The 20,014-nt window shown below is 70.2% G+C and carries 20 protein-coding genes, 1 tRNA gene and 1 pseudogene; 13 read left to right on the top strand and 9 right to left on the bottom strand.

Annotation, left to right across the window (positions count from 1 at the left end):
- Positions 1-343: NUDIX hydrolase (locus tag BJ992_RS00005; protein ID WP_184977897.1), on the bottom strand; the 343-nt coding region annotated here is incomplete at its 3' end.
- Positions 344-437: 94 nt separating this feature from the next.
- Between BJ992_RS00005 and BJ992_RS00010 the strand changes: the two are divergent.
- Positions 438-653 (top strand): annotated as a pseudogene (locus tag BJ992_RS00010) (tyrosine-type recombinase/integrase); the annotation flags it as partial.
- Positions 654-729: 76 nt separating this feature from the next.
- On the opposite strand, the gene BJ992_RS00015 reads toward BJ992_RS00010, so the two are convergent.
- The 4 genes from BJ992_RS00015 to BJ992_RS00025 all read right to left on the bottom strand — a co-directional run bounded on the left by BJ992_RS00015 (position 730) and on the right by BJ992_RS00025 (position 2,441).
- Positions 730-802 (bottom strand) — tRNA-Ala (locus BJ992_RS00015).
- A gap of 14 nt (positions 803-816) precedes the next feature.
- Positions 817-1,533 (bottom strand): HAD family hydrolase, encoded by a 717-nt coding sequence (locus tag BJ992_RS00020; RefSeq protein WP_246496475.1) that lies wholly within the window; start codon positions 1,531-1,533, stop codon positions 817-819.
- 56 nt (positions 1,534-1,589) lie between these two features.
- Positions 1,590-1,709, bottom strand: a complete 120-nt coding sequence (locus BJ992_RS32405; protein ID WP_343072420.1) for a DLW-39 family protein — start codon at positions 1,707-1,709, stop codon at positions 1,590-1,592.
- Positions 1,710-2,009: 300 nt separating this feature from the next.
- Complete coding sequence (locus BJ992_RS00025) at positions 2,010-2,441, bottom strand: DUF3224 domain-containing protein (protein WP_184977899.1); 432 nt, start codon at positions 2,439-2,441, stop codon at positions 2,010-2,012.
- A gap of 166 nt (positions 2,442-2,607) precedes the next feature.
- On the opposite strand from BJ992_RS00025, the gene BJ992_RS00030 reads away from it, so the two are divergent.
- A complete protein-coding gene (locus BJ992_RS00030; RefSeq protein ID WP_184977900.1) occupies positions 2,608-3,582 on the top strand; it encodes an acetylxylan esterase in 975 nt (324 codons plus the stop codon).
- Between the two features lie 24 nt (positions 3,583-3,606).
- Here the strand turns inward: BJ992_RS00030 and BJ992_RS00035 are convergent, their stop codons facing one another.
- Complete coding sequence (locus tag BJ992_RS00035) at positions 3,607-4,377, bottom strand: IclR family transcriptional regulator domain-containing protein (protein WP_184977901.1); 771 nt, start codon at positions 4,375-4,377, stop codon at positions 3,607-3,609.
- Positions 4,378-4,485: 108 nt separating this feature from the next.
- On the opposite strand from BJ992_RS00035, the gene BJ992_RS00040 reads away from it, so the two are divergent.
- Positions 4,486-5,703 carry a 4-hydroxybenzoate 3-monooxygenase gene (locus BJ992_RS00040; protein ID WP_184977902.1) on the top strand — a complete coding sequence of 406 codons (1,218 nt, stop codon included), beginning with the start codon at positions 4,486-4,488 and terminating at the stop codon, positions 5,701-5,703.
- On the opposite strand, the gene BJ992_RS00045 is transcribed toward BJ992_RS00040, so the two are convergent.
- Positions 5,625-6,431, bottom strand: coding sequence for an arylamine N-acetyltransferase family protein (locus BJ992_RS00045; protein ID WP_184977903.1), 807 nt, complete (start codon positions 6,429-6,431; stop codon positions 5,625-5,627). The genes BJ992_RS00040 and BJ992_RS00045 overlap by 79 nt on opposite strands.
- Positions 6,432-6,567: 136 nt before the next feature.
- Between BJ992_RS00045 and BJ992_RS00050 the strand changes: the two genes are divergently transcribed.
- From BJ992_RS00050 to BJ992_RS00075, 6 genes are all read left to right on the top strand, one after another.
- Positions 6,568-7,485, top strand: coding sequence for a DMT family transporter (locus BJ992_RS00050; protein WP_184977904.1), 918 nt, complete (start codon positions 6,568-6,570; stop codon positions 7,483-7,485).
- An 18-nt stretch (positions 7,486-7,503) separates the two neighbouring features.
- The gene (locus BJ992_RS00055; protein WP_184977905.1) at positions 7,504-8,253 is read left to right on the top strand and encodes a MerR family transcriptional regulator; all 750 of its coding nucleotides are present in this window, start codon (positions 7,504-7,506) and stop codon (positions 8,251-8,253) included.
- 61 nt (positions 8,254-8,314) lie between these two features.
- Positions 8,315-8,785, top strand: coding sequence for an SRPBCC family protein (locus BJ992_RS00060; RefSeq protein ID WP_184977906.1), 471 nt, complete (start codon positions 8,315-8,317; stop codon positions 8,783-8,785).
- A 49-nt stretch (positions 8,786-8,834) separates the two neighbouring features.
- The gene (locus tag BJ992_RS00065) at positions 8,835-9,206 is read left to right on the top strand and encodes a VOC family protein (protein WP_184977907.1); all 372 of its coding nucleotides are present in this window, start codon (positions 8,835-8,837) and stop codon (positions 9,204-9,206) included.
- 62 nt (positions 9,207-9,268) lie between these two features.
- A complete protein-coding gene (gene macS / locus BJ992_RS00070) occupies positions 9,269-10,450 on the top strand; it encodes a MacS family sensor histidine kinase (RefSeq protein ID WP_184977908.1) in 1,182 nt (393 codons plus the stop codon).
- A 5-nt stretch (positions 10,451-10,455) separates the two neighbouring features.
- Positions 10,456-11,085, top strand: coding sequence for a response regulator (locus BJ992_RS00075; RefSeq protein WP_221475061.1), 630 nt, complete (start codon positions 10,456-10,458; stop codon positions 11,083-11,085).
- Positions 11,086-11,142: 57 nt separating this feature from the next.
- Here BJ992_RS00075 and BJ992_RS00080 read toward each other — a convergent pair whose 3' ends face one another.
- Positions 11,143-11,433: a YiaA/YiaB family inner membrane protein gene (locus BJ992_RS00080; RefSeq protein ID WP_184977910.1), complete on the bottom strand. Its 291-nt coding sequence runs from the start codon at positions 11,431-11,433 to the stop codon at positions 11,143-11,145.
- A gap of 115 nt (positions 11,434-11,548) precedes the next feature.
- Positions 11,549-14,704 carry a tetratricopeptide repeat protein gene (locus tag BJ992_RS00085; protein WP_184977911.1) on the bottom strand — a complete coding sequence of 1,052 codons (3,156 nt, stop codon included), beginning with the start codon at positions 14,702-14,704 and terminating at the stop codon, positions 11,549-11,551.
- Positions 14,705-15,222: 518 nt separating this feature from the next.
- Between BJ992_RS00085 and BJ992_RS00090 the strand changes: the two genes are divergently transcribed.
- The 4 genes from BJ992_RS00090 to BJ992_RS00105 are packed head-to-tail and all read left to right on the top strand — an operon-like array spanning position 15,223 to position 20,012.
- Positions 15,223-16,272 carry an ATP-grasp domain-containing protein gene (locus BJ992_RS00090; protein ID WP_184977912.1) on the top strand — a complete coding sequence of 350 codons (1,050 nt, stop codon included), beginning with the start codon at positions 15,223-15,225 and terminating at the stop codon, positions 16,270-16,272.
- An 11-nt stretch (positions 16,273-16,283) separates the two neighbouring features.
- A complete protein-coding gene (locus BJ992_RS00095; RefSeq protein WP_184977913.1) occupies positions 16,284-18,185 on the top strand; it encodes an OPT family oligopeptide transporter in 1,902 nt (633 codons plus the stop codon).
- A gap of 37 nt (positions 18,186-18,222) precedes the next feature.
- Positions 18,223-18,630, top strand: coding sequence for a Rid family hydrolase (locus BJ992_RS00100; protein ID WP_184977914.1), 408 nt, complete (start codon positions 18,223-18,225; stop codon positions 18,628-18,630).
- Entirely contained in the window at positions 18,627-20,012 is a 1,386-nt protein-coding gene (locus tag BJ992_RS00105) for a 3-phosphoshikimate 1-carboxyvinyltransferase (protein ID WP_184977915.1), read from the top strand. Before BJ992_RS00100 ends, BJ992_RS00105 begins: the two co-directional genes overlap by 4 nt.
- Positions 20,013-20,014: the final 2 nt, after the last annotated feature.

Raw genomic sequence — 20,014 nt, forward strand, 5'->3', positions numbered from 1 at the left:
CGGATGCGAGAGCGTGGGCCTCGTCGGCGGTGACCCAGCGGAATGAGCGGGCTTCGTCCGTTTCGGTGAGGGTGCCGCTGATGACTTTGCAGCGGAAGACGAGGGCGATGATGCCTCGGGTCATGTTCTTGTAGACGCCGGTGAAGGTGATGGGGTCGATGTCCAGACCGGTTTCCTCGCGGACTTCTCGGCGTAGGCCGGTGAGGATGTCTTCGTGGTGTTCGAGGACTCCTCCGGGGGCTTCCCAGTGGCCGTTGTCTCGGCGTTGAGTGAGGAGGGCTCGGCCTCGGTCGTCGATAATCACGCCTGCCACGCTGACGGAGTGCGTGTTCTGGTGATCCATCGGGATTACCTCCGGCGGTGCGGGTGGCTACTTCGTTGAGTCAGGGTGACACCGATGAGGACAACGAGCATGCCGACGTCGGCGGAGCTTCGCCGGCGCCTGTGACAAGGCCAAGGTGCGCAGGGTCCACGTGCACGCCACCCGCAAAACCTGCGCGTCCCTGCTCGTCGCGCTCGATGTTCATCCGCGCGTGGCGATGCAGATCCTCCGGCACAGCCAGATCTCGGTCACGATGAACGTCTACAGCGAGGTGTCCTCGGAGGAGACGCGCAAGGCACTTCAGAAGCTGGGTGACCGGCTGGATTCGTAGCCGTTGCTGTACTTCCGTGCTGTACACAGCGGAAAAGGCCACTTCCCGATCATGGGAAGTGGCCTTTGACCTGGGGTGGAGCCTAGGGGATTCGAACCCCTGACTTCCTGCTTGCAAAGCAGGCGCTCTGCCAGCTGAGCTAAGGCCCCTTGGTAGGGAGAGCTTACCTGGATGTGGTGGCTACTGGGGTGGGGGTGGTGTCGAGGACGAGGTCGGGGAAGTCGGCTATGGAGTTGATTATTCTTGTGGCGCCGCCTCTCAGTAGGCGTTCTTGGCTGTGGACGCCTGTCAGGACGCCGGCGACTATGCGGGCGCCGGCTCTTGAGCCGCTCAACATGTCGCTTTCTGAGTCGCCTGCTACTGCTACCTCTCGGACGGAGCCGATCTTGAGGCGGAGGAGGGCCGTCAGGATCATGTCGGGCCAGGGGCGGCCGCGGCCGGCGTCTTCGGGGGAGAGGGCCAGGTCTACCTTGTCCATCCAGCCTACGGTGGCGAGGACGCGGCCCAGGGTGGCGCGGCTGAGGCCGGTGATCAGGCAGATCTTGATGTCGGCGGCTCTTAGTTTTTCCAGGGCTTCCAGGGTGCCGGGGACGGGGTAGAGGCCGGCGCGGTCTATGGCTCCCTGGTAGGAGCGTTCGAAGGTCAGGTTGGCGGCTTGGGCCTGGGGCTCGTTGCCGGGGAAGATGCCGCGGAAGACCTCGATCTTGGGGTTGCCTCGGGAGTGGTGGACGTGGACCATGGCGCGGGCGTACGCGCTGGTGCCGGGGACGATGCCTTGGGTGGCTATCGCCTCGGCGAAGGCGCGTTCCACCATGGAGGTGTCGCCGATCGTGGTGCCGGCCAGGTCGAGGCAGGCCAGTTTGATGGACGGGGCGGTCATGCCGGCGTCCTCACTGTGAACCGTGAGCATCGATGCACCGCATCGTCAGCCGGTGGTCAGTTGTCGCCGCCGGTCGCCTCGGTCCACAGGTCGAGCTCGGCCCTGTCGGCTTTCACCTTGCGCCAGACCAGCAGGCCTCCGGCTGCGAGGATCGCGAGGACGATCAGCTTCTTCACGGTGCAACCCCACTTCTCAACGGTCTCAGCAGGCTGAGACGACGCCGGGTTTCCTACAGATGATTGCAGCCTAGCAAGGGATCGTGTCGCACCTTTGGCCGCACGAGAAGCGGTTGTCGCCAATCTTCCGATAGGGAACCGTCTTCCCGGCGTCTGCCACGCGTCTCGGCGCGGCGCGATGGACGCGGAGGCCTCCCTCTGAGACCTCTTTACGCCTTTTCCCTGCTCCTCGCCAGGCCCTGTAGGGGTGAATCCTGTTACGCGGGTGGCCGTCCACAGGCTGTGGACGGCCGGCGGGGGTCAGGGGAGTTCGTAGTCGAGGACGTAGGTGTGGGTGCCGTCTTCCTCGATGGCGATGTCGCCGCCGCCGGTGACGCCACTCAGGTCACCGGTGCCGGAGTCCGGCAGGATCGTCCAGCTCAGTGACCGCGTGCCGCCTGAGCCTGTGGCGGTGTGGTGCAGGACGAAGGAGCCTTTGTGTCCGTGCGCGGTGCCGGTGAAGCGTTCGAAGGCGACGTAGGCGGCCGAGCCGTCCACCTGGCCGGTGGCGGTGAGCAGGTCGGCCGTGCTGGTGCCTTCGAGGTCGCCGTGGAAGGTCTTGGTGATGTGGACCCGGCCGATCGTGGCACCTTCCCGGTCGTCGATGGTGTCCTGGTCCCAGCTGTCGATGTGGAAGCCGCCGGTGGCGCGTGGCACGGGTTCTCCTTCGTCGTCGTGAGGTTCGAGGCTCATCCTGGCGGCTGTACCTGACACCTCACGTCAGGTACACGAACGGTCATAGGGCATCATTTCCGACAATCGACCTGGTACTGCTCTGGCCGCTACCATGCGAACGCGGTACTCGACCCGTGAGCAGCTCGTACGGCCCCGTATCGGCCCTGACGTAAACGGAGAGATGATGGCCCTGTTCGACCTGCCTTTGGAAGAACTTCGCGAGTACCGGCCGGAGCGGGACGAGCCCGCTGACTTCGACAGCTTCTGGAAGAACACTCTGTCCGAGGCGTCCGTCCACCCGCTTTCGGCCGACTTCAGGCCGTACGACGCGGCGCTGGCCGGTGTTGAGGTGTTCGAGACCACGTTCGCCGGGTGGGGTGGTCATCCGATCAACGCGTGGATGATGGTTCCGCGCGGCGCCACGGGGGTGCCGTGTGTCGTGCAGTACATCGGGTACGGCGGTGGCCGCGGCCTGCCGCACGACCACCTGGTGTGGCCGGCGGGTGGGTACGCGGCGCTGGTCGTGGACACCCGTGGTCAGGGTGCGCAGCACCACAACAGCCCGGGCTCCACGGCCGATCCGTACGGTGGCCAGAACATGCAGGCCCCCGGCATGATGACGCGGGGCATCCTCGACCCGGAGCACTACTACTACCGCCGTGTGTTCACCGACGCGGTGCGGGCCGTGGACGTCGCCGCCGCGCATCCGGCCGTGGACGCCGACCGCATCGTGGTGGCGGGGGGCAGCCAGGGTGGCGCCATCGCGCAGGCGGTCGCGGCGCTGCAGCCGAAGGTCGTGGCGGCGTTCATCGACGTGCCGTTCCTCACGCACTTCCGCAGAGCGGTGGAGATCACCGACGCCGACCCCTACCACGAGATCGTGCGGTTCCTCTCCACGCAGCGGGACAGCGCCGAGCGGGTGTTCCGCACGCTGTCGTACTTCGACGGGCTGAACTTCGCCGCCAGGGGAGAGGTGCCGGCCCTGTACTCGGTGGCCCTCATGGACCTGATCTGCCCGCCGTCCACCGTCTACGCCGCCTACAACCTGTGGGCCGGCCAGAAGGACATCACCGTGTGGCCGTGGAACGGCCATGAAGGCGGCGGCGGCAGGCAGATCGACATCCAGCTGCGCCACCTGCGCGACCTGTTCGCCGGCTGAGCCGGTCGAGCCGGCTGAGCCCGGTCACGGCGCCGCGGCGGAGGTGTCCACGCCGTACGCGCGCGCGATCGCACGTGCCCCGGTCAGCAGGGGTTCCACCAGCCGGGGCAGCTCGCGCGCCCGCCGGGACGACACCACGATGCCGACGGCGGCGATGGGCCGTCCGTCGACGATGATCGGCGCCGCCGCGGAGCACGAGCCGAGCGTCATCTCCTCGCTGGTGAACGCGTACCCCTGGGCCCGCACGGCCGCGAGGTCGCGGGCCAGCCTGCCGGGCTCGGTGACGGTGTGCGGGGTGGGCCGTTCCAGCTCGCGGGTGAGGTAGGCGGCGATGAACCCGTCGGGTTCGTGTGCCAGCAGCGCCTTGCCGACGCCGGTGGCGTGCATGGGGAGGCGCGCTCCGGTGCGCGACACGATGGGGACCGCGTTGACGCCGTACACCTTGACGACGTACAGCACCTCCATGCCGTCGCGGACGGCGAGGTGGACGTTCTCCCCCGTGGCGGCGAACAGTTCCTGCAGCCAGGGGTGCGCCACCTCACGCAGGCGGCTCGGCGCGAGCTGGCCGAGCTCCCACAGGCGGGACCCGATGTGGTAGCGGCCGTCGGGGTCCCTGGTCAGCGCGTGCGAGGCCTCCAGTTCGCGTACCAGGCGGTGCGCGGTGGACAGGGCCATGCCGCTGCGCTCGGCGATGGCGGTGAGGGTGAGGCGCCGGTGGTCGGCGTCGAAGGCGCACAGGACCGCCATCACGCGGGACGTGACCGACCGTCCCGGCTCACGTGAGCCACCGGACACCGCAGTCCTCCTGTGGTGGGGAAGTGTGCGGGAAATTGTGGCACCGGATGCCACCCAGTGGAAGCAAGGGCTCGTTAGGTACGGCCCGGCCGCAGCATGCTCGTAGTCATGCGGACCCAAGTCGCGATCATCGGGGCCGGCCCTGCGGGCCTGCTGCTGTCCCATCTGCTGCACCTGCGGGGGATCACCTCGGTGGTGCTCGAGTCGCGCGACCGCGCGTACGCAGAAGGCCGGGTGCGTGCCGGGGTGCTGGAGCAGGGCACGGTGGACACCCTGGTCGCGGCCGGGGTGGGGGACCGGATGCTGCGTGAGGGCATGCCGCACCACGGCATCGAACTGCGGTACGGCGGCCGGGGGCACCGCATCGCGTTCGAGGAGCTCGTGCCGGGCCGGGCCATCACGGTGTACGGCCAGCAGGAGGTCGTGAAGGACCTGATCGCGGCGCGGCTGCGGGACGGCGGGGACGTCAGGTTCGAGGTCACCGACGCGGCGGTGCACGACGCCGCCACGGACCGGCCGTACGTGACCTTCGGCGGCGAACGGCTGGACTGCGACTTCGTGGCCGGATGCGACGGCTTCCACGGGGTGACGCGGCCGTCGATCCCGGCGGGGGTGCTGAGCGAGCACCGGCGGGACTACCCGTTCGCGTGGCTCGGGGTGCTGGCCCGGGTCAAGCCGTCGTCCGAGGAGCTGATCTACGCGCGCACCGACCGGGGGTTCGCGCTGCACAGCATGCGTTCGCCGGAGATCAGCCGGTTCTATCTGCAGGTGGCTCCGGACGAGGACATCGCGAACTGGCCCGACGACCGTGTGTGGGCCGAGCTGAGGACCCGGCTGGAGACCGTGCCGGACTTCGAGCTCGCGACCGGGCCGATCCTGGACAAGAGCGTCACACCGATGCGGGCCTACGTCGCCGAGCCCATGCGGTACGGCCGCCTGTTCCTGGCCGGGGACGCCGCGCACATCGTGCCGCCGACCGGCGCCAAGGGCCTCAACCTGGCGGTCGCGGACGTGCGTCTGCTGACCGACGCGCTGGCCCGCTGGTACGCGACCGGCTCCGCCGATCTGCTGGACTCCTATTCGGAGGCATGCCTGAAGCGGGTGTGGAGCGCGCAGCACTTCTCGTGGTGGATGACGACGCTGCTGCACACCTTCGACACCGACGACCCGTACGGCCGGCGGCTCCAGCTCGCGCACCTGGACCAGGTGACCTCCTCGCGTGCGGCGGCGACGACGCTGGCGGAGAACTACGTGGGGCTTCCGTTCGACTCCTCGGGCTCCACGGGGACGAGCTCGGGGACCCGGTCGAGCGTCATGCCGAAGTAGGTCTCGTACGCGGCGAGCACGTCGGTGTCGGACCCGAGGTCGTGCTCGGTGCGCTCACCGGCGGCCGACGTCTCGATGAGCGTGCGGCCGCTCAGCGTCACCCGTCCGTCATCGGTGCGGCGTGAGCAGGCGAGCGACCGGGTGAAGTGGGACTTCGGCGAGGTCTGGTGCCACCAGCAGGTCGGCGTGAAGTCCCGCAGTTCGTACGGCCGGGGGTCGACGCGGTACTCCAGGGAACCGTCCTGCACGACGTCGATGTCGCCGTACTCACCGTGGCGGACCATGGAGAAGACCCCGGTCGGATCGTGCTGATCGCCTTCGTGGTCCAGGCGCAGAGGGTGGTCGCTGAACCGGCCGTACCCCACGTCGACCAGCCAGGGCTCATCGACGTCCACGCGGAGCACCAGGTGGTCGAACGGCGGACCGGGCTGCTCGCCGTCGAAGACCCGGGCCGACAGCAGGGACACGCGGTACCCGAGGGCCCGCAGCAACGCGCCGAACGTGCCGTTGAGCTCGTAGCAGAACCCGCCTCGCCGCCGCGAGACGATCTTGTCGAAGAGCGCGTCCTCACGCAGCTCGATGGGCTCGCCGAGATGGATGCTGAGGTTCTCGAACGGCACCGCCGTCAGGTGCGCGACCTGCAGGTCACGTAAGGCCTCTTCGCTCGGCGACGTGGGACGCTCCGCGCCGATCCGCGCCAAGTAGGCGTCCACCTGTGCTGGCTCCATCGGCCTCTCCTTTCCGTCCTCGGTCAACGCAGGGCCGATCCTGCCAGAAAGGCCGGACGGGCCAGGACCCGCCTGTGGACGACCGCCGGCGGTAATTCGATGGGAGCGGAACCGTCACGGGCCATAGGGTCGCCCCATGGCCACGAACACGACCGCGGGGACCGACGAGCGCACCGGCCGCAGAGCGCTGGCGGCCGCGGCCGTCACCGTGCTGCTGTGGGCCTCGGCCTTCGTGTCGATCCGCAGCGCGGTGCACAGCTACTCCCCCGGCGCGCTGGCTCTCGGCCGCATTCTCGCGGGTGCCCTGACGCTCGGCGTCATCCTCCTGGTACGGCGTGAGGGCCTGCCGCCGCGCGCGGCATGGCCGGGTATCGCGGTGTCCGGTGTGCTGTGGTTCGGCGTCTACATGGTGGCGCTCAACTGGGGGGAGCAGGAGGTCGACGCCGGCACGGCCGCGATGGTCGTCAACATCGGCCCGCTGCTCATCGCGCTGCTCGGCGGGTGGCTCCTCAAGGAGGGGTTCCCTCGGCGGCTGCTGCTCGGCATGGCGGTCGCGTTCACCGGCGCGGCGATCGTGGGGATCTCGACGTCGGAGCACATGGGGTCGTCGGTGCTCGGCGTGGCGTTGTGCGTGGTCGCGGCGGCGTCGTGGGCCGCCGCGGTGGTGGCGCAGAAGCCGGCGCTGCGGCACGCGTCGGCGCTGCAGGTGACGACGTTCGGCTGCGTGATCGGCGCGGTGACCTGCCTGCCGTTCGCGGGGCAACTGGCGTCGCAGGTGACCACGGCTCCCCTGGCCGCGACGCTGAACCTGCTGTACCTCGGCGTGTTCCCCACGGCGCTGGCCTTCACGACGTGGGCCTACGCGCTGGCCCGCACCACCGCCGGCGCGATGGGTGCCACCACCTACATCGTGCCCGCCCTCGTGGTGCTGATGGCCTGGGTGGCGCTCGGTGAGGTCCCCGGCCCGCTGACGTTCGCCGGTGGCGCGCTCTGCCTGGTCGGGGTGGCCATCTCACGCCGCAGGAAACGAGCACTTGCACCTGACGCGACGTGAGGTCCTAGCGTCGATGACGTGATCGAGGTGAACGGCGCCGGACGGCGGTGGAGCATCGGCGAGCTGGCGCGGGCCACCGGCCTGACCGTGCGCACCCTGCACCACTACGACGAGATCGGCCTGCTGAGCGCCGGTGAGCGCACGGCGGCGGGCCACCGCCGCTACACCGGCGCCGATCTGCGGCGGCTGTACCGGGTGCGTGCCCTGCGCGCGCTCGGGCTCTCCCTTGAGGAGATCGCGGACGCTCTCGCCGAGCCGGCACACATGCGGGACCTGCTCGACGCGCAGTTGCGCGAGCTGGACGCGCACGCCGCTCGGATCGCGGAGCTGCGCGAACAGATCCACGGTCTGCTCGGCAGGCTCCACGCGGCGCCGGAGCCCGATCCGGAAGATCTCATGACGACCTTGGAGATGATGTCGATGCTGGAGAACCACTTCACCGCCGAGCAGCGGTCACGGCTGGCGGCACGCCGGGACGAGATGGGCCCCGAGGCCGTCGAGGCGGCGAGGACGCGATGGGTGGAGCTGGTGGAGGAGCTCCTGCCGCACGTCGCGAACGGGACACCGGTGGACGATCCGCGGGTCGGCGAGCTGGTGGAACGCTGGGACGCGGTCGGTGCGGCGTTCCACGGAGGAGAGGACACCAAGGTCGCGGCACGGCGGATGTGGAGCGGCAACAGCGGTGAGCTGAGCCGCGCGCTGCCGTGGACGGCCGAGCAGCTGACCGGTCTGGTGGCCTATGTGAACCAGGTACGGGACGCACGCTGAGCCGGGGGTTCGTACGGTATAAGTCACTAAGACCCCCTTGTCGGAGCAACGTGAGGCGCCGATGCGATTCCGCCGCCGGGTGACCAAGGAGTTGTCCTGTGAGGTCGGCGCCCCTGCCGAGCGGGTGTTCTCGGTGTTCTCCGAGGTCGGCAACCACATCGGCAGGCATCCCTTCCTGCGGGAGATCGACGTCCACGGCGATCGGTACGAGGACGGCACCCGCCACCTGGAGTTCACCGCCGTCGAGCGGATCCCGGTGGCGGGGGTGCCGATCAACAGCAGGATCCGCGCGCGGCAGCGGATCGACCCGGCGGGGTTGTGGTACGAGGTCGACACGTGGACCGCGCCGGGTGTGGTCACCCACCAGAGAGCGGTCTTCCATGACCTCGGCGACGGCCGTACCCGCGTGGCCGAGCGCATGACCTTCGAGGCGAACGCGCTGCTCATCGGGTTCACCGTCAGCCAAGGCGTGGCGGCGCACGAGCGGACCCTCGCGGCGCTCAAGGAGGCCGTGGAGAACGGCGAGCCGTGACCGGCGGAGCCGCGAGGAAAATGTCGGTGGCGTGCGCCACCATGACGGCATGCTCGATCACTTCGGAGTTCAGTGCGCCGACATGGCGGCCAGTTCCTCGTTCTACGACACCGTGCTCACCCCGCTCGGCAGCGGCCGGGTCATGGATTTCGGCGTCGCCATCGGGTACGGCCCACCATCCGAACCGATGTTCTGGATCAGCGCGCAGGAGACCGGCGAGGGGTTCAGGGAGTCGCACATCGCCTTCGCCGCGGCGGACCGCGCGTCGGTTCGCGCGTTCTTCGACGCGGCCGTGGGTCACGGCGCCGCCGTCCTGCATGAGCCGCGTCTGTGGCCTGAGTACCACCCCGACTACTACGGGGCCTTCGTCCGCGACCCTGACGGCAACAACGTGGAAGCGGTCTGCCACAAGCCCGAGTAGGCGCCGCACGTCCTCGTGCCGGGTCGCGCTCCGGCGTCCCGGCGCGCAGGAGAGCGGTCCTCATGGGGATTGAGCGGCCGTTCTGGCGGGCCATCGCGGTCTATCGCGTCGCGTCGCTGTGTTACGCCGCCGTCCTGCTGCTGTCCGCCGGAGGGTACGCACGTCCCGTGGCGGGCTGGGCCGTCTTCGCCGTCATGGCGTTGTGGACGGCCGGCGCGACCTACTGGTACGCCAGCAGGCCCGGTCGCGTGCTCGTGGCGACCGACCTGCTCGTGACCGTGGTGTGCCTGCTCGCCTCGCGGTACGTCCAAGGGCCCGAAGCCGGGCCGTCCGGGGTCATGCCGGTGACGGCCACCTGGGTCGGCGGACCCGTGCTCGCCTGGGCCGTGTACGGCGGACGCCGCGCCGGCGCGACGGCCGCGATCGTGCTGTCGGCCGCCGACCAGTGGGTGCGCGGTGCGCGTGAGCTCGACTTCGGCGTCCTTCTCAAGGGGGCCGTGCTGATGCTGATGGCCGGTGTGGTGGTCGGCCATGTGGCCCGCCTCGCCAAGCAGGCCGAGGCGCGGCTGCAGCGGGCCGTCGAGATCGAGGCCGCGGGCCGGGAACGCGAACGGCTCGCGCGGGGCATCCACGACTCGGTGCTCCAGGTCCTGGCCCTGGTGCAACGGCGTGGCCAGGAGATCGGCGGTGCGGCCGCCGAGCTCGGCAGGCTCGCCGGGGAGCAGGAGGTGGCGCTGCGCGAGCTGATCCGCAGCGAACCGGCCCCGCCTGACGAGCACTCCGAGAGCAGCCGGGCCCTGGTCGATGTGAGCGCGCTGCTGCGCCGCCTCGGCACGGCGTCGGTCACCGTGTCCACCCCCGCGGCCCCGCTGCTGCTCCCCGCGGCGCACGCGCGCGAGGTCGCCGCGGCGGCCGGAGCGGCGCTGGACAACGTCAGGCGGCACTGCGGCGCGGACGCGCGGGCCTGGGTGCTCGCCGACAGCGGCGAAGGCACCGTCATCGTGACCGTCAGGGACAACGGGCCCGGCATCCCCGACGGACGCCTGCGGGAGGCCGAGGCGGAGGGACGGCTCGGCATCGCCAGGTCGATCCGCGGCCGGATGGCCGACCTCGGCGGCACGGTGAGCGTCGTGTCGCATCCCGGTCAGGGCACCGAGATAGAGCTGACGGTCCCGGTTCCCGAGGACGATCGGGGTCCGCGTACCGGATGGCGCGGCCTAGAGTGGCGGACGTGGAGGCCGTGAGGGTGATGGTGGTCGACGACCACCCGATGTGGCGGGACGCCGTCGCGCGCGACCTCACCGACGCGGGATACGACGTGGTGGCCACCACCGGCCTCGGCGCGCAGGCGCTGCGCGTCGCCGGTGCGGTACGGCCGCACGTCGTCGTCCTCGATCTGCGTCTGCCTGATCTGTCCGGGGTCGAGGTGGCACGCGGGCTGTCGGCGGCCGATCACGCGCCGCGGATCCTGGTGCTGTCGGCGAGCGGGGAACAGCAGGACGTGCTGGAGGCCGTCAAGGCAGGCGCCTCGGGATATCTCCTGAAATCGGCGAGCAGGGAGGAGTTCCTCGACGCCGTGCGGCGCACCCTGGAAGGCGACGCCGTGTTCACGCCGGGGCTGGCCGGCCTGGTCCTCGGGGAGTACCGCAGGCTCGCCACCCGGCCGTCCCCGAGCGACGGCCCCCGGCTGACCGAACGGGAGACCGAGGTGTTGCGCCTGGTCGCCAAGGGTCTGTCGTACCGGCAGATCGCGGAGCGGCTCGTGCTGTCCCACCGCACGGTGCAGAACCACGTGCAGAACACCTTGAGCAAGCTGCAACTCCACAACCGCGGTGAGCTCATGAGGTACGCGCTTGAGCGCGGGATCGACGGGGACTGACGCCGCACGCCGTCCCCGCTCCCTGTCCCGTGTCCCCGCCCCCGTGCGGGGGACCGGTCAGATCTTCTCCACTTTGAACGGGTCGTGCTCGGCGAGCAGTTTGTCGAGCCTGGCCTGGTCGACGCGGCTCGTCACGTGGGTGATCTCCTGGCGGTCGCGTACGCACTTGGCGAGGACGAAGGACGAGGTCACCGTGTACAGCACACCGACGGCAAGGAACGCACGCACCCACGTGTCGACCGGCAGGTACAGGATGCCGATGACGACGCTGCCGAGCGCGAGGCAGAACGACAGGACGCACTGCATGTAGTAAACGGTCGTCATGGTCGGTTGGACTGGTTTCGTCATACTCTCAAGGCTCGGCCGTCGCCGCCGTACCGGCATGAGTACACCTACTCAGTCCTCCCTGTGGACGCACCTGAGTGCCCCGCGCACACGAGAGGGCCGGATCACGGCTCGCGCCTCACCCCATGCGGAAGGTTCGGCGCACCCCGGCCCACGAGACCTCGCGTGCACCGTCGTCCTCTGGGCCGGCCTCCCGGCACGGAGGGGTCGCGCGCGTCCACGTGTACGCCGACTGGGTGTCGAGCTCCGGTGCGAGCCTGCCCGCCTCCGGAGCGCCGATGCGTTCGTAGACCGTGAGCGCCTGCCGGAGCAGCCTCGCGGCGGTGTCACGCTCGCCGAGCGCCTCGGCCGCTCTGCCGTCACCCTCCAGAGCACGGGCCTCCTCCAGCCTGTTGGGTATGGCACGCGCGAGCCGCAGCGCCGCACCGTGGTGCAGGCGGGCCTGCGCCGGGTCGCCGCACGTCAGCGACAGAGAGCCTGTGTTGTTGAGGGTTTCGGCCTCACCGTCCCTGTCGCCGATCCGCCGATGGATCTCAAGGGCCCTGCGCAGCAATTCCGCGGCTTCCCGCAGATCCCCGCTCAGCGAACGGACGACCCCGAGCCGGTTCAGTGCCGCCGCCTGCCCGCGGCGGTCACCGATCTCGCGGTAGATGCCGAGAGCCTGCCGCAGCATCGTGGTGGCACCCGGCCGGTCGCCGCCACGCCACCGTGCCGTCGCGAGCGCGACGAGCGCGTTGGCCTGACCGAGCCGGTCGCCGACCTGCCGGCAGATCGCGAGGGCCCGCGACAGGTCCACGTCCGCACCGGAGGTGTCCCCTGTGAGCAACCGGAGGGTGCCGAAATCGGTGAGCGCGACGGCCTCGCCGTGCCGGTCCCCGATCTCGCGGTAGATGTCGAGCGCCTGCCACAGCAGCACCCGCGCACCGCCGTAGTCCGCGCTCAGCCACCCGACGACACCGAGGATGTGCAGGTCGGAAGCCTGGTCGAGGCGTTCACCGACCTCTCGGTGGAGGTCGAGCGCCTGCCGGAGCATCCGGTTGGCGGCGGCGTGGCACCCGGTCAGGGTCCTGACCACACCGAGCTCGTGCAGTGCGTGGGCCTCACCGCGCCGGTCTCCGGCCTCCCGGCAGATGTCCCTCGCCTCGCGCAGCAGGTCCGTCGCACCCGGGTGGTCCCCCATGAGGCAGAGGATCCCCGCGAGGTCGGTCATGGCGATCACGTGACCGCACCGGTCACCGCTGCGCGCTGTCGCGTCCACAGCCGCGCGGTGCAGGTCGGAGGCGAGGGACCACGGACCTTCGGCACGCAGATAGGAGGCGACGGCCGCGGTGAGTGCCGCCATCCGGGCCGGACGGCGTTCGGCCGCCTTCTCGATGTACGCGAGCAGGTTGCCGCGCTCGTCGTTCAGCCATCGTCGCGCCTCGTCCCTCGTCCGCAGTTCGGGTGCCGCGGCCGGCACCGCCGGCACCGGGGTGACCGTGGGACGGCTGAGCCGGGCCAGGCGGGTGTCAGCGCGTGCCGCGGTGTGCTGGTAGTAGTCGAGCAGCCGTTCCACGGCCTGTTCGCGTTCGCCGGCGGGATCGGCGGCGGCGAGCACACGCGCGTACTCACGGATGAGGTCGTGCATGCGGTACCGCCGGAAGGCGTGTTCGTTGACGAGATGGTCCCCCTGCAGCGCGTCGAGGTGCGCGACCACCTCGTGATGGGGAAGCCCGGTCAGCGCGGCGGCCGCGTAGGTGTCGATGTCCACGCCGGAGTGCAGGCCGAGGTGGCGGAAGACGCGCTGCCGGTCGGCGGTCAGGTGGCGGTAGGACAGGTCGAAGGCGGCGCCGACGGTGTGGTTCTCCGCCGTGACGACGAGCAGTCTGGCGGCCGTCTCGGCGATCAGGTCCCCCATGCTCCAGGCGCGGTGTTTGGTGAACAACCGGGCCAGCAGAGAGATCGCCAGCGGCAGGTGACCGCACATGGCGACCAGTTCCCCGACCCGCGCCGGCTCGCTCGCCGCGCGCGGAGCCAGACGCAGGAACATCTGCTGCGCCTCGTCGGGATGCAGGGTCGCCAGTGAGACGGTGTCGACCGCGGCCGGCAGGTCACCCAGGTGACGGCGGCTGGTGATCAGTACGAGGCTCCCCGCCGCGCCGGGCAGGAGTGGCGCCACCTGGTCGCTGCCTGCGGCGTTGTCGAGGATCAGCAGCGCGCGTTTGCCCGCCATCCGGTCCCGCCACATCGCCGCGCGTTCCTCCAGCCCTTCGGGGAGGTCACGGGGATCCAGCCCGTCGGCGGCCAGCAGGACGCCGAGCGCGTCGGCGGGCTCGGTCGGCTGCCGTCCCGCGGTGTGCGCGTGCAGGTCCACGAAGAGCTGCCTGTCGGGGAACAGGTCGGCGACAAGATGGCCGACGTGGACCGCCAGCGCCGTCTTGCCGACCCCCGGCATGCCGTCGACGGCGTGGACGGCGACCATGCGGCCCGTGTGCGCCGCTTCGGTGGCCTTGGCGATGATCTCGCGCACCTGTGTGCCCCGGCCGGCGAAACCGGTGAGGTCGGCCGGCAGCGTGCACGCCACCGGCGTGACCGGCGGCGGCGTGGGGCCGCTCCGCGGGGCCGCGTGCGGGACGGCGGCCGGCGTGACCAGCGCCTGGTCGGCGGTGAGGATCTGCCGGTGCAGCCGTTGCAGCAGCGGCCCGGGGTCGGCACCCATCTGTTCGGCCAGGCAGCGGCGTACGTGCGCGTAGTGCTCCAGCGCGCGGGCCTGACGACCGCTGCGATACAGGGCGAGCATGTACTGACCGGCCAGGCGTTCGTCCAGCGGGTCGTCCTCGGCCCAGTCGCGCAGGTCGGCGAGGAGCGCGGTGTGCAGCCCGCGGCGTAACTGGATGTCGGTGAGGTCCAGTCGCGCCGCCTGACGCTGATGGATCAGCGTCCTGCGCAACGAACTGATCCACGGGGTGTCGAGGCCGGTGAAGGGCTCTCCGCGCCACAACTCGAGCGCCTGCTCGAACGTAGCCGCGGCCAGCTCGTCGTCGCCGGTCGCGCGAGCGCTGCCGAGCAGCGAGCGGAACCGTCGTACGTCGACCGCGGACGGGTCGCAGGTGAGCTGGTAGCCGGTCGACCGCCAGGCGATCGTGACGTCCTGAGCGGACGCGAGCGCACGGCGCAACAGGGTCACGCTGTGCTGCACCGCGCCGCGCGGCCGCCGGGGCAGCCGGCGTGTGCCCCACACGCGGTCGATCAGCTCGTCGACGGGGACCGTGCGGTTCGCCTCGATCAGCAGCACCGCCAGAACGCATTTCAGTTGACCATAACCGATAATAATAGGCCGCCTGTCAATGGTGGCCTCTATATCGCCGAGCAGACGGAACCGGGCTGCCATGGTGCCCCAATTGTCGATGCGGGTTCGAATGCCAGCGTAGGCGTTTCACGCGCTACCGGTATGCCGCGAAATTGCGCTATTCACCGGCTGCTCGAACGCCGGCGCCGCCTCCGCTATCAGGCCTGTGACCTGGTCACTCAAGCACCACCAATGCGTTGCCAACGCGTTGCCAATGTCCTGCCCTGCATGCTTGGCCGCGCGGAAATGAGGTGCTGATGCGAGGCTGGGAGGCTGAAGGACCGATGACCGCTGAGCGAGTGGTAGCGGTGGTGGACCCGGTGGCGGCAGGAGCGCCGTACGGGGCGGAGATAAGAGCTATGGGGCTCTCCGCGGTCGGTGTTCTGACACGCGATTTCGCGGATCCGTACACAGCACGGTCACTGCGTGACGAGGACTACGTCGAGGTCTTCAGGCACCGGGACATGGCCGACACGATCGGCCGCCTGCGAAGGCACGGGGTGGCGGCGGTCGTGCCGGGGGACCAGATGGCGCTGGAGTACAGCGACCTGTTCGCCGACGCGCTGAACCTCACGGGAAACCCGGCGGACACCGTCGCCGCCAGGTTCAACAAAGCGACCATGAAGGCGCACTGGGACCGGCACGGCGTGCCGTGCGCCGGCTGGTTCGAGTCCGGGGACCTCGGCGAGGTCCTCGCCTGGTCCGAGCGCCGCGGCTATCCGGTCGTGCTCAAGCCGAACGCCTCGACGGGCTCGTGTCACGTGTTCGTCTGCGCCGACGAGCACGAGGTCGTCAAGGCGTTCGAGGTCATCACCCAGGTGCCGGACCCGGACGGGAACCGGTACGACACCGTGCTCGCCGAGGAGTACCTCGACGGCGACGAGTACTTCATGAACCTCCTCCACGACGGCACGGGCCACAGCGAGGTCGTGTCCCTGGCGCGGTACGAGAAGCTCCAGCGCGACGGCCGGGCCAGCATCTACCGCACGATCCGGTCCATGCCGCTGGACGACCCGCTGGTGAGCGAGGTGCTGCCGCACATCCAGGCCGCCAACGCGGCCATCGGCGTGCGTATCGGGATCAACGACACCGAGTTCAAGATGACCTCACGCGGCCTTCGCGTCATCGAGGTCAACAACCGGCTGCCGGGTGCGGGGACACCGCGCATGATCCACCGCTGCTCCGGCCTGAACTGCTACCAGGAGACCGTGCGGCTGTTCCTCGGCGAGCACACGCCGCCGGCCGGGCCGTACCGCTTCGACCGGCACTACGCGGTGTGCTGCCTCGTCAACGACCACGCCGGACGGGTCACCGGCTACGAAGGTCTCGACGAGGTCGGCCGGCTCCCCTCGTACGCCGAGACGCGGATCATCGCGGACGTGGGCCGCGACTGGCCGGTGACGACCGACCTCGCGAGCGCGTGGGCCCTGGTGTGGCTGGTCAACGAGGACCAGGAGCAGCTGGACAGGGACACCGCCACGGTGCATTCCCGCATGAGGGTCGTCGTCGCGTGACAGGCGGAACGATGCGTACGCGCAGGACGGCCGCCACCGTTCCGCGTGAGCTGACGGCACGGTCGGTGGCCCTCGGGCTAGGCGTCGGGATGGCGCTCACCGCCGCCATCACCTACCTGGCCCTGTACTCCGGCGTGGCCATCTCGGCCGCCATCCCGGCGGCGGTGCTGTGCACCGGCATCATGCGGGTGGCCATGCGGGGGGCCACCGTGCTGGAGAACAACCTGGCGCAGACCATCGCGTCGTCGGGTGAGGCGCTCGCGGTCGGCATCGTGTTCACCATGCCGGCGCTCGTGCTGGCCGGCGTGCGCGACGACCTGAGCTACTGGGAGATCACCCTGGTGTGCGCGTTCGGCGGGATCCTCGGCGTGCTGTTCGTGATCCCGCTGCGCCGCACGCTGACCCTCGGCTCACCGGAACTGCCGTTCCCCGAGAGCACCGCCGCCGCCAAGATCGCGCGCGCGGGGAGCGATGGTGCGCGGAGCCTCGCGCCGATGGCTCTCGCCGTGCTCGCGGGTGCCCTGTTCAAGGCGCTGGTGAGCGTCGTCCAGGTTATCTCGGGGACGGTCGAGGCGGCGGTCAGGGTCGCGGGACGCGTCGTGTACGGCGGGGTGGACATGTCGCTCGCGCTGGTCGGCGTCGGGGTCATCGTCGGGCTGGAGTACTCGGCGTCGATGGTGCTCGGCAGCGTCCTGTCGTGGCTGGTCGCGATACCTCTGGTCGCGGGCCCCGCCAGGGGTGACCTGGTCGGCCTGGCCTGGGACACCTGGAGCACGCAGGTGCGGTACATCGGGCTCGGCGCGATGATCGTCGCCGCGCTGTGGTCGGTCGTGGAGACCCGTCAGGTGATCGGCAAAGGCCTCAGGTGGGCTTTCGCGGGCCTGCGCCAGAAGGCGGACGGCCGCACGCGGCAGGACGACGTCTCCCCGCGTGGCACGGCGATCGCCGTCGCCGTGACGGCGGTGTGCACGTTCCTGCTGATGCGCGTGGCCACCGGCTCGGACCTCGTCGGCCTGGTCTCCACGGTGGTCGTGCTGGTCCTGGTGTTCGTCTTCACCTCGGTCTCCGGTTACACCGTCGGGCTGATCGGCAACTCGAACAACCCGAGCTCGGCCTTCGCGATCTGCGCGCTGCTGATCACGGCGCTCGGATTCATGGCGCTCCAGCTCGGCAGGGACGCGGGCCTGACGGCCGGTGTCCTGTTCGTCGCGGCGTTCGTCTGCACCGCGTCGGCCACCGCCGGCGACACGGCGCAACACCTCAAGACCGGTGCGCTTCTCGGCGCGTCGCCCCGCAGGCAGCAGATCGCGCAGCTCGCCGGGGTGGTGGTGTTCACGTTCGTGGTCGCGCCGATCGTGGTGCTGCTGGTACAGGCCTACGGTCTCGGCACCGACCAGGCGGACGCGCTGCAGGCACCGCAGGCCGTCCTGTTCGCCAACCTCGCCGACATGGTGTTCGGCACCGGCGCGTTCCCCTACCCGATGCTGTGGACCGGCGCCGTCGCCGCGGTCGTGATCATCGCGGCCGACACGGTGCTGCGGCGCACCGGACGCTCCACCCGTCTGTACGTCATGCCGGTCGCCATCGGCATGTACCTGCCGCTCAGCCTGACCGTTCCGATGCTCGCGGGGGCCCTGCTGCCCGGGGTGCTGCGCCGCCTCACCCGCCGGCGCGGCGCGCGGGCCCTCGAAGCGGCGAACGACAGGTCCACGTTGCTGTGGTCCGGGCTGATCACCGGAGAGGCCCTGGTCGGGGTCGGGGCCGCGGTACCCCGCTGGCTCGGCGTCGACGTCCCTCTGGTGCTGCTGACCAGTCCCATCCTGTCGCTCGCCGTGTTCTGCCTGGTCATCGTCACCGTCGTACACCTGTCCCAACGCGAGGGTCCGCGCAGGGCCCGCACTTCCCGCACGTGACAGCACGTCCATCGAGAACCATCTGAGGAGAGACGCTGTGCCATCACCAACAGCCGCCCGCACCGGCAGGCGATCGGTTTCCAGCCCGTCCACGTGGGAGCCGAGGCTCGGTTACTCCCGAGGTGTCCGGATCGGCAACCAGGTCTTCGTCGCCGGCACCGCCGCCATCGACGGCGAGGACCGCGTGCACGGCGACGACGCCTACACCCAGACCGACTTCATCATCAGGAAGATCCAGACGGCGCTGCGCGAACTCGGCGCCGACCTCGAAGACGTCGTGAGCACGGTCACCTACCTGTCGGACCGCGCGCACTTCGACGACTACGCACGCGCGCACCGCGCGTACTTCCAGGACATCGCGCCGGTCAACACGACCGTGCTCGCGGCCCTGGTCCGGCCCGACTTCCTCGTGGAGATCACGGCCACGGCGGTGATCGCCGGGTGAGCACCGCTCAGGTGGGAAAGGTCCACATCCATCCCGTACGGCACGGCGTGCGCGGCGAGGTACGGATTCCGCACTCCAAGCCGCACATGCAGCGTGCCGTCCTGCTCAGCCTGCTCGCCAACGCGCCGAGCGTGATCGTGAACCCGGCGTGGTCCTCGGAGTCCCGCGATCTGTTCGAGGCGGCCAAGCTGTTCGGCGCCGACGTCGTGCACGAGGACGAGGCCAGGCTGGTCGTCACCGGCACAGGACGGTCGGCCGGCCCGCCGGCCACACCGGTCACGACGGCGGGTTCCGCGTTCAACTTCCGCACGCTCGCCGCGGTGGCCTGCCTCATCCCCGGCGAGACCGTGATCGAAGGCAACGCGTCGATGCGCGCGCGGCCCGTGACCCGGTACCTGAACTTCATCACCGACCTCGGCGCGCGGTGGGACGACGTCAGCGACGCCACGCACCTGCGGATCAAGGTGCGCGGCGGGTCCCGCCTGGCGGGAGAGACCCTCATCGACCCTCGGCACAGCTCACAGGCGCTCACCGCCGCGCTCCTCGTCGCGCCGCTCGCCGACGGCGAGGTGCGGATCAGGTACGACGGCGAACCGGTCGGTGAGGGCTACGTGGACCTGACGCTCGCCATGATGCGGGAACAGGGTGCCGCGGTGGAACGATCGGGCCCGTCGTTCCTCGTCACACCGAGCGCGTACCGGTCACAGGTGCACCTGATCGCGTCCGACTTCACCGCGCTGTCGTACGTGGCGGGTGCGGTGGCGGTGGTCCGCGACGCGGACGTCACCGTGGCGGGCTACCGGCCGTCGGGGCTGAGCTCCGAGAAGGAGTTCATGGAGGTGCTCGGCGCGCTCGGCGTCCACTGCCGGCACGACCCGGTGGCACGGACCCTGCGCCTGCGGCACACCGGACCGGCGGCGGCGTCGGTGGAGATCGACGGCAGGAACATGCCGACCGTCGTCCCGACCCTCGCCGCCATCGCGCCGTTCGTGGACGCGAAGGTCACCGTGCGCGACGTCGCGCACGTCAACAACCACAAATGTCCTCGGGTGTCGGTCATGCTCACCGAACTCGGCCGCCTGGGATGCCAGCTGACCCCCCTGCACCGGGCCGACGGGCTGCTCGACGGCTTCACCACGACAGGCAGGCAGAGCCCGCCTGGTGGTGTCGCCGTGGACGGTCACGGCGACCACCGGATCTTCATGAGCCTGGCCACCGCGGCGCTCGGCTGCCGCATGGGTGCGGTCGTCGACGGCGCTCACCTGCTGCCGGCCAGCTTCCCCGGCTACCTGGATGTCCTGACCCGGCTCGGCGTCCACTGGGACCCGTCCGGCCGTCAGCACCTCGAACCCGTCCCGACCGCTACCAAGGCGTTGATGTGACC

It is taken from the genome of Sphaerisporangium rubeum (genome assembly GCF_014207705.1).
GTDB classification, from domain to species: domain Bacteria; phylum Actinomycetota; class Actinomycetes; order Streptosporangiales; family Streptosporangiaceae; genus Sphaerisporangium; species Sphaerisporangium rubeum.

What these genes read in the sequence shown, in the direction of transcription:
- BJ992_RS00075 (WP_221475061.1), top strand. Translation starts at nt 10,456, where the DNA reads ATGGTGGTCGACGACCACCCGATGTGGCGGGACGCCGTCGCGCGCGAC.
- BJ992_RS00020 (WP_246496475.1), bottom strand. Translation starts at nt 1,533, where the DNA reads ATGACCGCCCCGTCCATCAAACTGGCCTGCCTCGACCTGGCCGGCACC.
- BJ992_RS00040 (WP_184977902.1), top strand. Translation starts at nt 4,486, where the DNA reads ATGCGGACCCAAGTCGCGATCATCGGGGCCGGCCCTGCGGGCCTGCTG.
- BJ992_RS00090 (WP_184977912.1), top strand. Translation starts at nt 15,223, where the DNA reads ATGGCCGACACGATCGGCCGCCTGCGAAGGCACGGGGTGGCGGCGGTC.
- macS (WP_184977908.1), top strand. Translation starts at nt 9,269, where the DNA reads ATGGGGATTGAGCGGCCGTTCTGGCGGGCCATCGCGGTCTATCGCGTC.
- BJ992_RS00080 (WP_184977910.1), bottom strand. Translation starts at nt 11,433, where the DNA reads ATGACGAAACCAGTCCAACCGACCATGACGACCGTTTACTACATGCAG.
- BJ992_RS00060 (WP_184977906.1), top strand. Translation starts at nt 8,315, where the DNA reads ATGCGATTCCGCCGCCGGGTGACCAAGGAGTTGTCCTGTGAGGTCGGC.
- BJ992_RS00030 (WP_184977900.1), top strand. Translation starts at nt 2,608, where the DNA reads ATGGCCCTGTTCGACCTGCCTTTGGAAGAACTTCGCGAGTACCGGCCG.
- BJ992_RS00065 (WP_184977907.1), top strand. Translation starts at nt 8,835, where the DNA reads ATGCTCGATCACTTCGGAGTTCAGTGCGCCGACATGGCGGCCAGTTCC.
- BJ992_RS00045 (WP_184977903.1), bottom strand. Translation starts at nt 6,431, where the DNA reads ATGGAGCCAGCACAGGTGGACGCCTACTTGGCGCGGATCGGCGCGGAG.
- BJ992_RS00095 (WP_184977913.1), top strand. Translation starts at nt 16,284, where the DNA reads ATGCGTACGCGCAGGACGGCCGCCACCGTTCCGCGTGAGCTGACGGCA.
- BJ992_RS00025 (WP_184977899.1), bottom strand. Translation starts at nt 2,441, where the DNA reads ATGAGCCTCGAACCTCACGACGACGAAGGAGAACCCGTGCCACGCGCC.
- BJ992_RS00050 (WP_184977904.1), top strand. Translation starts at nt 6,568, where the DNA reads ATGGCCACGAACACGACCGCGGGGACCGACGAGCGCACCGGCCGCAGA.